General features: G+C 69.5%; 9 protein-coding genes. 2 read left to right on the top strand and 7 right to left on the bottom strand.

What is annotated here, in order from left to right; all coding sequences use genetic code 11:
* Window positions 1-460: 460 nt before the first annotated feature.
* The 3 genes from RTL41_RS16605 to RTL41_RS16595 form a co-directional block, all read right to left on the bottom strand.
* A complete protein-coding gene (locus RTL41_RS16605; protein ID WP_312166191.1) occupies window positions 461-1,591 on the bottom strand; it encodes a ferritin-like domain-containing protein in 1,131 nt (376 codons plus the stop codon).
* Window positions 1,592-1,894: 303 nt separating this feature from the next.
* The gene (locus RTL41_RS16600; RefSeq protein ID WP_312166190.1) at window positions 1,895-2,302 is read right to left on the bottom strand and encodes a metallopeptidase family protein; all 408 of its coding nucleotides are present in this window, start codon (window positions 2,300-2,302) and stop codon (window positions 1,895-1,897) included.
* Window positions 2,295-2,885, bottom strand: coding sequence for a hypothetical protein (locus RTL41_RS16595; protein WP_312166189.1), 591 nt, complete (start codon window positions 2,883-2,885; stop codon window positions 2,295-2,297). Before RTL41_RS16595 ends, RTL41_RS16600 begins: the two co-directional genes overlap by 8 nt.
* A gap of 91 nt (window positions 2,886-2,976) precedes the next feature.
* Between RTL41_RS16595 and RTL41_RS16590 the strand changes: the two genes are divergently transcribed.
* Both RTL41_RS16590 and RTL41_RS16585 read left to right on the top strand, forming a co-directional pair.
* Complete coding sequence (locus tag RTL41_RS16590) at window positions 2,977-5,295, top strand: ATP-binding protein (protein ID WP_312166188.1); 2,319 nt, start codon at window positions 2,977-2,979, stop codon at window positions 5,293-5,295.
* Between the two features lie 189 nt (window positions 5,296-5,484).
* Window positions 5,485-6,066 (top strand): sigma-70 family RNA polymerase sigma factor, encoded by a 582-nt coding sequence (locus tag RTL41_RS16585; RefSeq protein WP_312166187.1) that lies wholly within the window; start codon window positions 5,485-5,487, stop codon window positions 6,064-6,066.
* Between the two features lie 90 nt (window positions 6,067-6,156).
* Here RTL41_RS16585 and RTL41_RS16580 read toward each other — a convergent pair whose 3' ends face one another.
* The 4 genes from RTL41_RS16580 to RTL41_RS16565 all read right to left on the bottom strand — a co-directional run bounded on the left by RTL41_RS16580 (window position 6,157) and on the right by RTL41_RS16565 (window position 9,915).
* Window positions 6,157-7,347: a class I SAM-dependent methyltransferase gene (locus RTL41_RS16580; RefSeq protein ID WP_312166186.1), complete on the bottom strand. Its 1,191-nt coding sequence runs from the start codon at window positions 7,345-7,347 to the stop codon at window positions 6,157-6,159.
* A 134-nt stretch (window positions 7,348-7,481) separates the two neighbouring features.
* Window positions 7,482-7,802, bottom strand: a complete 321-nt coding sequence (locus tag RTL41_RS16575) for a 2Fe-2S iron-sulfur cluster-binding protein (RefSeq protein WP_267230849.1) — start codon at window positions 7,800-7,802, stop codon at window positions 7,482-7,484.
* A 20-nt stretch (window positions 7,803-7,822) separates the two neighbouring features.
* On the bottom strand, window positions 7,823-9,052 hold the full coding sequence (locus tag RTL41_RS16570; protein WP_312166185.1) for an FAD-dependent oxidoreductase: 1,230 nt from the start codon (window positions 9,050-9,052) through the stop codon (window positions 7,823-7,825).
* Between the two features lie 80 nt (window positions 9,053-9,132).
* A complete protein-coding gene (locus tag RTL41_RS16565) occupies window positions 9,133-9,915 on the bottom strand; it encodes a succinate dehydrogenase iron-sulfur subunit (RefSeq protein WP_312166184.1) in 783 nt (260 codons plus the stop codon).
* Window positions 9,916-9,955 lie beyond the last annotated feature (40 nt).

The raw sequence follows: 9,955 nt of genomic DNA, 5'->3' as shown, positions 1-9,955 counted from the left end.
CTGCCTCCGGCTCCCCAACATTGCATCACTTCAAACAGACAATCCCGGTTTCGGCGCAGCCGAAGACCGGGACCCATGAACACCGGATGGCGCAGGATGCGGCTCGGCCGCGCCATGCAGGCGAACCCAGGCGCCAATGGATCCCGGTCTTGCTTCGCAAACCGGGATGACACCCGGGCGGCCGCGCCCCTCAAACGCAAGCGGTCATGAGGGGACATGGCGCCAGCAGAGCTTCCGACGCAATACGCTCCTTTCCTCCCCTGCGGAGCGGGGGAGGGGGACCGCCCGAAGGGTGGTGGAGGGGGCGAGCGGCCGGCGCCGAGCTTGAGGCCCGCCCCCTCCACCGGCTTCGCCGGTCCCCCTCCCCCATTTCATGGGGAGGAACAAGCGCCTCCAAACGCAAACGGCGCTCCAGCCAGGCCGGAGCGCCGCTCTCACGCGCGACTGTGCGGGTCGCTTGTTACTCCGCCGCGATCGAGATCGTGGACGCCAGGCGGTCCTTGAAGTTGATCTCCTGGAGGTACTTGATCCCCTCCTCGGCGATGTCGTCGCCGACCATCCGGTCGCCCTCGCCCTTCAGCTCCTCGATGTCGACGTACATGGCGTAGAACGCCTTGGTGCGGTCGGTGATGATGCCGGCGTTGAGCAGGGTCTTCACCAGCACCCGGAAGATGTTGGTCTGCTCCTTCATGTTCTCGCGGCGGGTCTCGTCGGTGACCATCTCGGCCATCTCGGCGATCACCCGGTCCGGGTCCAGGCCGAACTCCTCGTAGAGGTCGCGCTGCTGGCTGGGCGAGACCAGGTTGAACAGCAGGGTCTGGAAACAGTGCGCCGCCCAGGTCTCGATGATCTCGTGCTCGGCCTCGGTCAGGTGCGGGATGGTGCGGTCGGCCCAGATCTTCCCGAACTTGTGGTGGAAGGCCTCGTCGGTCATCACCAGTTGCATGAGCTGGCGGCCGAGCGGGTCGTTGAGCTTCTGGTAGAAGGTCGCGAAGGCGCCCATGGCCAGGCCCTCGACCAGCATCTGCATGCCGATGATCTTCTTGTAGACCTCCGGCGAACCGATGATGTCGACCAGCAGGGTCTTCAGGGTCGGGCCGCACTCGACCGGACGGCCCCAGCGGGCCTTGATGTACTTGGCGAAGGCGGTGACGTGGCGGGCCTCTTCGCGGGTCTGGTTGGCGGCGTATTCCTGCGCGCCCTGGTCCTTCAGCACGTGGCAGAGGCTGGCCGACAGGTTCAGCGCGCCCTGCTCGCCGTGCAGGATCGATGAGAACGACCGCAGCGCCGACTGGTTGGCGAACCGCACGCGGGTCTTCCAGTCGGTCAGGTGGTTGGAGACGTAGTCCGTCGACAGCGAGATGATCATGTCCTCGGGGAGGAGCATCTCGTTTTCCATGTCGAACGGCTCGTCGAAGTCGATGTACTTCTTGTCGAGCGGATCCCAGAAGTGGTCGTGCGTCGCCGAGATGATCTTGTCGAACGCCGTCGAGCGCGCGTTGTAGCGGTCCAGCTCCAGCATCGACTCGAAGTCGTCCGGCGCGACCGCGTCGTAGATGACGTCCTTGGTGATGTTGCCGTCGGCGGCCATCGGCTCTTCCTCCTGACAAGGCGCGCGAAGGCGCCCGCTGTTTCCTCGTTGCGCAAAGCCTCTCAACAGAACAGCGATCAGTCAAGAAAAATGACGGCGGCGTCACTTTTGCGAGCGACTGTCAGTTAGGGCGCAGCTCGGCATTCGCGCACTGGAGGCCGAGCCCAGCCGCCGCCCCACCCGGTCATCCCGGCGAAGGCCGGGACCCAGGTCATGGGGCTGGGCCTAGGCGCATAGACACCATCTGCGGGCGGCCGAAACTGGATCCCGGCCTCCGCCGGGATGAGCGGTGTTGAGCCGCCCCTACTCCGCCGCGTCCTCGATGGCGTGGATGTCGTCGTCGCTGAGCCCGAAGTGGTGGCCGATCTCGTGGACCAGCACGTGGCTGACCAGCTCGGCCAGGGTCACGTCGCCGCGCTCGGCCCATTCGTCCAGGATCGCCCGGCGATAGAGGAAGATCCGGCTCGGCCCCGGCGTCGGGTCGAGCACCGAGCGGTGGCCGATGTGCACGCCGCTGTAGAGGCCCGACAGCTCGAACGGGTTCTCGATGCCCAGTTCGTCCAGCACCTCGTCGCTGGCGAAGTCGTCCACCCGGAAGATCACGTCCCCGGTCAGCCTGCGGAAATCCTCCGGCAGGGCCGCGAAGGCGGCCTGCGCCAGGGCGGCGAGGTCGTCGAGGGAGGGCGCGCGGCCCGAATAGGGATCACTCATCAGGCACGACTATATGGGGAGCCTCGGGCAGGCGCGTCTCGAAAAGTCCGATGTCCAGCGGCTGCTGCGGCTTCACCGCCTGCAGCGGCTGGCGGGTCAGCGCCCGCAGCCGGTCGGTGTCGATGTCCTCGCCGCCCCGGCGGCGGGCCTGGCGCGCCTGGGCCTCGCCCGCCTGGCGCAGGGGCGCCCCGCCGATCCGCCAGTAGGAGATCATCGCCCGCCACACCGTCGCCGGCGCCGCCGCCGGCGCGGGCCAGCGATGGCCGCCGGCGAAGGTCGGCTGGACCGGCGCCGGCGCGCGCGGACGCTTGCCGCCCCGCGGCGCGACCTGCTCGACCAGGGTGACGTAGCGATCCTCGGCCGCCAGGGCGGCGATCCGGCCCGGCCGGTCGTCCTCGACCCGCCCGGCCAGGGCGTCCAGCGCCGCCTCGCGCGTCGCATAGGCCGGCCCCACCGCCTCGGTCACGAAGCCGACCGCCTCGCCGGCCGCCAGCGTCGCCTCGCGCTCGCGCGCCGCCCGCGCTTTCGGCGCGGCGAAGGCCTGGCCCGCATCGGCGGCCACGGGATAGAGGATCGCGGTCATGACCTCCCGATCATCGCCGAAATGCGCGGACCAAACTATGGTCGCTTGAGATGATTCGCCGTCTTCGACGACCTGCGGCGACGGAGCGCCGATGAGCGAGCAAGATCTGATCCTGGGGGCCGCCGCCGGCGCGGTGCTGCTCGCCCTCTGCGCCATGTTCTGGCTGGTGGACCAGCGCCGCCGCAACGAGGCGCGGCTGGACGTCCTGCGCGCCCGCATCGCCGAGCTGGAAGCCGGGGCCGAAGCCGCCCAGGCCTCGGTCGAAGCCTTCGATTCCGCCCTGCTCGCCGTCGAGGACGGCCATGCCAGCCTGACCTCCGGCGAGGAAAGCCTCGCCGTCTGCGCCGAGGCCCTCGGCGCCCAGAACCCCGACCCGCAGGGCGTGGTCTCCGCCCTCATGCGCGCCGACCCCGACCACGCCCGCCGGCTGCGCGCCCTGTTCGAGCGCGGCGAGGCCTGCGCCTTCGAGGTCCAGGGCCCCGCCGGGGTCGTCGCCGTCGAGGGCCGCGCCGCCGGCGCCCTGGCCTGGCTGCGGCTGTCCGCGGTGATCGGCGAGGACGCCGGCCTGCCCACCGCCCCGCGCTTCGCCGCCCTGCTCAACGCCCGCCAGACGCCGGCCTGGGTCGCCGCCGCCGACGGCAGCCCGGTCTGGGTCAACGCCGCCTGGCTGACCGCGGCCGGGGCCGCCAGCCTGGACGAGGCCGCCGCCCGCGGCGTCTCCTTCGACAAGGGCGCCGACAGCCTGGCCAGCGAGGCCGCCAACCTGGGGACCCGCCGCCAGGCCCTACGCTGGACCACCCTGGGCGGGCGCCGCCGCGCCTTCCAGGTCGTCGCCCAGCCGCTGGAAGGCGGCGGGGTCGGGGTCTGGAGCGACGACGTCACCGAGACCGAGGAGCTGCGCGAGGCCCTCAAGCGCCATGTCGAGGCCCACGACGAGACCCTGAACCACATCGCCGACGCCGTCGCCATCTTCGGCGAGGGCAAGCGGCTGATCTTCCACAACACCGCCTTCGCCGAGCTCTGGGGCCTGGAGCCGGCCTGGCTGGCCGACCGCCCCAGCCACGGCGAGGTGCTCGACCGCCTGCGCCAGCGCCGCCGCCTGCCCGAGACCGTCGACTACGCCAAATGGAAGGCCGCCGAGCTCGACCGCTACGAGGACACCGCGTCGGGCCCCGACGACCTCTGGAGCCTGCCCGACGGCCGCACGCTGAAGGTCGGCCGCCAGCCGCACCCGATGGGCGGCGTGGTGCTGCTGTTCTCCGACATCACCGGCGAGCTGCGGCTGAAGGCCCAGTACAACGGCCAGATCCAGGTCCAGCAGGCCACCCTCGACAAGCTCAACGACGCCGTCGCCGTGTTCGGCTCGGACGGGCGCCTGCGCCTGCACAACGAGGCCTTCGAGCAGTTCTGGAACATCACCGGCGAGCAGCTCGAAGTGGCCCACGACTTCGAGGGCGTCGTCGAGCTGTGCGTCCGCCGCCTGCACGACATGAACTTCTGGCGCGAGCTCAAGGGCCGCGTCGCCGACCCCGACCCCCAGGCCCGCGCCCCGATCTCGGGCGAGGTGAAGACCTCCGACTCGCGCATCGTCGTCTATCAGAGCCGCCCGCTGCCGGACGGCGCGACCCTGATCGCCTTCGCCGACGTCACCGACGCGCGCAAGCTGGAGAGCGCGCTGGCCGACCGTTCGGCCGCCCTGGCCGAGGCCGAGCGCCTGAAGCGCGACTTCGTGGGCAACGTCTCCTACGAGCTGCGCACCCCGCTCACCACCATCATCGGCTATTCCGAGCTGCTGGAGCGCTCGGGCGAGAACCTGTCGGAGCGCGGCCGCGGCCACGCCGCCGCGGTGCGCACCGCCGCCACCCAGTTGGCCCGCTCGATCGACGACGTGCTCGACATGGCCCAGATCGACGCCGACGAGATGGCCCTGGACCTGGAGGACGTCCACGTCGCCGACCTGCTGGGCCAGGCCGCCGAGCGCTGGGAGAAGGAGGCCCAGGCCGCCCAGGTGACCATCAAGGTCGAGCATCCGGAGGACATCGGCCTGCTGCGCGGCGACGTGCGCCGGCTGGCCCAGACCCTCGACCACCTGGCCGAGAACGCCGTGCGCCAGACCCCGCCCGGCGGGACCGTCACCATCGCCGCCCGCCGCGGGCTGGGCGAGGTGCAGCTCCAGGTCACCGACACCGGCCGCGGCATCCCGTTCCACGTCCAGGCGCACATCTTCGACCGCTTCATCGGCCGCGAGCGCGGCGGGCCGGGCCTGGGCCTGGCCCTCGTCAAGGCGCTGGTCGAGCTGCACGGCGGCTGGGTCGCCCTGGAGAGCGAGCCCGGCGCCGGCGCCACCTTCACCTGCCACCTGCCCGAGGCCGCCCAGGGCGCGGCCGGGCATCCGGAGCTGCGGTTCTAGCGCCCAGCCCCATTCGCGCCACATTGTCGGCCACCGGTTCGGCGCCGTGCTGCGCAGCTTTCCCAGGCCAGGCTTGAGCTTATTCGCCCCGGCGGCCGTTTCCGGCCGAAACAAGCGGAGCCTTTGGAACCCCGCCGCGTTTACGCCTTATGGAGCTTCTAAGCTCTGGGCTTGAACGGAGGTGACCTAATGACCGAACAGGCTCAAGCGGACCACGAGTTCAAGACCGAGCTTACGGCCTTGATCCCCCAGATGCGGGCTTTCGCCCGTTCCCTCTGCCGGGACGCGACCGCCGCCGACGACCTGGCGCAGGACGCCCTGCTCAAGGCGTGGAACAACCGCACCAGCTACGAGCCGGGCACCAACATGAAGGCCTGGACCTTCATGATCCTCCGCAACCAGTTCTATTCCGACAAGCGCCGGTCGTGGCGCTCCAGCCAGCTCGACCCGGAAGTGGCCGAGCGCACCCTGGAGGCGGCCTCCAACCCCATGGCCAGCCTGGAGCTCGACGAAGTGCGCCGGGCCCTGGCCTGCCTGCCGGACGACCAGCGCGAGGCCCTGATCCTGATCGGCGCCGGCGGCCTCTCCTACGAGGAGGTCTCCGAGATCTGCAACTGCGCCATCGGCACCATCAAGAGCCGCGTCAGCCGCGCCCGCGACCGCCTGGCGACGATCATCGAGGACGGCTCCTACGGCCGCGACGATATCCGTCCCTCGCGCGCCATGGACACCATCATCGCCGAACTCGACGGCCTGCGCCGGGTCGCGTAGGCCTCCCCATGGCGTCATCCCGGTTTCGGCCGCAGGCCGAGGACCGGGACCCACGGACCGCCGCTGCGCGGCCTCCGGGACGGCGCGCTGCTACCGCAGCCCCCGCCGCGACCAGCCCGAATAGGTGAAGCTCGCCCCCAGCGGCGCCTGCGCGTAACAGTGGCCCTTCAGCCCCGACGTGCTGCGCAGCTCCACCCGCACCATCGCCCCGGGCCTGGCCGCCAGCCGGAAGCGCCAGCCCACCGGCGCATTGGCCGAGCCGGGGAAATGCTTCTGGACGTCCGGCCGCTCGGCGTCCGGCAGGACGGTCAGCACTTCGGCCCCGTCGACATGCACCGCGACCGCCTCGACGGCCGCGCCCGGCGTCCGCTCGATCGCCCAGCCGGCGTACTCGATCTCGCCCGTCGACAGGGTCGTGAGCGTCTCGAAGCCGCCCATCGGGACCGAGCCCAGCCTCAGGCCCGACAGGTCGACGCCCGGCGCGCCGACGACATAGAGGTCCTGGTTCTCGTAGAGCCCCTTGGGGAAGCGCCGCCACGACAGGTTCGGCCCCAGCCGCGCGATCGCCCGGCCGACGAAATCCTCGGTCACATACGACATGCCGTAGATGTCGAGGTCCAGCGAGCCGCTCTCCGAGAAGCGCAGGAAGTGGAGGCCCGAGGCGTCCATCGTCTCGCCTATCGGCAGGATCGCTTCGTCATGCACGCTGAAAGCCAGCAGTCCGCGGTCCGAAACCAGGCTGAACAGCTTGTCCAGCCAGGCGTGGAACAAACCTGCCGGAAGGTGCGAGAACATCGATCCGGCCAGCACGATGTCGTGCTTTCCGGCGTAGGAAAGCTGCGCCGGGTCCTTGTCCGAGTAGGTTCCTGCAACCCCGAAGGTCGAAACCTGCCAGTCGATGGCCTGATGGTAGATGTCGGCGACCCGGATCTGCGAGGGATCGAGCCGCTGTTCCAGGTAGCGGGTCAGCCGCCCCCAGCCCGACGCGAAGTCCAGCACCGGGCCCAGATTCCGGTAGCCGCCGAACACGCCTTCGACCAGTTGCCGATAGGCTTCGCCCAGGCGGATCGTGGATTCGACGAACTTGAAGGCCGAGATCGAAGCCTCGAACTCGTAGTTCGGCAGGATGGCCTTGAAGAACATCTCGTCCTGACCCGGCAAGGGCTTGCAGAACCTTGCCGGGTCCAGGCCGTGGAGGCGCAGATAGTCGTCGATGAAAGCCCGATAGACGGGATCGACCTGATCGAACGAAAGATCAGGCGCGTTCAACTCTGCGTTCACTTAGGAGTGCCTCCGATCCGGCGCGCCGCGCGCGACCGGACCGGGCTATAGCACGCCCGAGCGCGACAGCCGAAAGTGGAAGCCCGTCGCGCTCGATCTTTCAAAGGCGCTTTCCAGGGAAAGCGCCGCGCCGCTTAGTGCTGGCTTTCCGGCATCCGCACGACCAGGCCGTCCAGGGCGTCCGAGACCTTGATCTGGCAGGACAGACGGCTGTTCGGCTCGACGTTCTCGGCGAAGTCCAGCATGGAGTCTTCCATGGCCGAGGTGGAGCCGGTCTTGTCCTGCCAGGCCTCGTCCACATAGACGTGGCAGGTGGCGCAGGCGCAGGCGCCGCCGCAGTCGGCGTCGATGCCCGGGATGTTGTTCTTCACCGCGCCTTCCATGACCGTCAGGCCGTTCTTCACGTCGACGACGTGTTCGGTGCCGTCATGCTCGATGTAAGTAATCTTGGCCATTTACTCCCCTTCGTCGCCTTCTATGCGGCGACCTCTTTCATGGAAACCGTTGGATCGGCAAGCTTTTCGGCGTTGATCGGCTTGCGGTTGGCGATGAGCTGCTTGCCCATCATGAACTCCGGGGGCGAGTTGATCGCCTCCACGGACTGCACCTGATCTCCCTTCAGGTGGAACACGGCGAACTTGCCGCTGGCCGGGTCGCCGCGCAGCAGCACCCGGTCGGCGTCGAACGGCAGGCCGGCGATCTGCAGCTTCAGGTCATACTGGTCCGACCAGTTCCACGGCACTTCCGGCGAGGGGGCCGGGCGGCCGGTGATGGCGCTGGCGGCCTGCTTGGCCTGCTCCAGGGCGCTGGGCACGCTCTCGGGGCCGAACATGCGGCCATAGTGCGGCATCGGCCGGTGGGTGACGTCGCCGATCGCGAACACGTTCGGGTCGGCCGTGCGCGCCTCCAGGTCGACCACGATGCCGCGGGCGCACTCCAGGCCCGCGTCGCGGGCGATCTCGTCGTTCGGGATGGCCCCGACGCCCAGCAGCACCAGGTCGCAGGCCTCGACGCGGCCGTCGGCCAGGCGCACGCCCACGACCTTGCCGTTCTCGCCGACGAAGCCGGCGACGCTGGCGCCCAGCACGAACTGCACGCCGCGGTCCAGGTGGTAGCCATGGAAGAAGTTCGACAGCGGCTCGCAGGCGCTGCGCGCCAGGATCCGCGCCTCGCGCTCGATCACCACCGCCTCGGCGCCCAGGGCGCGGGCCGAGGCTGCGACCTCCAGCCCGATATAGCCGCCGCCGACGATGGCCAGCCGCTTGCCGGGGCCCAGCGCCGCCTTGATCGCCTCGGCGTCGGCCGCGGTGCGCAGGGTCAGCACCCCCTCCAGGTCGGCGCCCTCGATCGGCAGGCGGATCGCCCGCATTCCGGTCGCGATGATCAGGATGTCGTAGGAGACGGTCGAGCCGTCCGACAGGGTCACCAGCTTGTCCGACCGCGCCAGCTTCACCGCCTTCAGGTTCGGCCGGAAGTCGATGTTCTGCTCGGGATAGAATTCCAGCGGCTTGAGCGCCAGCGAGTCGGCGTCGGCCTCGCCCTTCAGCCAGGCCTTGCTGAGCGGCGGACGCTGATAGGGCGGGATCGGCTCGTCGCCCACCATCGTGATGGGGCCGGTGTGGCCGTACTGGCGCAGCAACGCCGCGGCGGTGCCGCCGGCGTGGCCCGCTCCGAGGATCACAATGTGCGCGTCCGACTGGCTCATATAAGCCCCATGCAGAAAAGTGACGGCGGCGTCAACTTTCCAAACACAGTTCGGATCGTTCGCCCTCTCCTAGAGAAGCGTCAGACGACGCGATCCACCAGCATCTTCTTGATCTCGCCGATGGCCTTGGCGGGGTTCAGACCCTTCGGGCAGACCTGGGCGCAGTTCATGATCGTGTGGCAGCGATAGAGCTTGAAGGGGTCCTCCAGCTCGTCCAGGCGCTCGCCGGTGGCCTCGTCGCGGCTGTCGATCAGCCAGCGGTAGGCGTGCAGCAGGGCGGCCGGGCCCAGGTACTTGTCGCCGTTCCACCAGTAGCTGGGGCACGAGGTCGAGCAGCAGGCGCAGAGGATGCACTCGTAGAGGCCGTCCAGCTTCTCGCGGTCCTCCGGGGTCTGGCGCCATTCCCTCTGCGGCTCGGGCGTCTCGGTGTGCAGCCACGGCTCGATCGAGGCGTACTGCGCGTAGAACATCGTCAGGTCGGGGATCAGGTCCTTGACCACCGGCATGTGCGGCAGCGGGCTGATCTGGCACGCGGCGCCGGGCACGTCTTCGTGACCGTGGGTGCAGGCCAGCGTGTTGCGCCCGCCGATGTTCATGGCGCAGGAGCCGCAGACCCCCTCGCGGCAGGAGCGGCGGAACGCCAGCGTCGGGTCGATCTCGTTCTTGATGTGGATCAGGACGTCCAGCACCATCGGGCCGCAGGCGTCGACGTCGACGTCATAGGTGTCCCAGCGCGGGTTCTCGCTCCCTTCCGGGTCGTAGCGGTAGATTCGGAAGGTCTTGACCTTCTTGGCCCCGGCGGGCGCGGGGTGATGGCGGCCCTTCTGGACGCGGGAGTTCTTGGGCAGGGCGAGCTGGACCATCAGACGCTTTCCTTGGACGCGGACGCGTTGAGCATGGAGG

Source organism: Phenylobacterium sp. (assembly GCF_031984885.1).
GTDB lineage: Bacteria > Pseudomonadota > Alphaproteobacteria > Caulobacterales > Caulobacteraceae > Phenylobacterium.
Note: the sequence above shows the minus strand (reverse complement) of the source record. Positions and strands in the feature narration are given on the sequence as shown.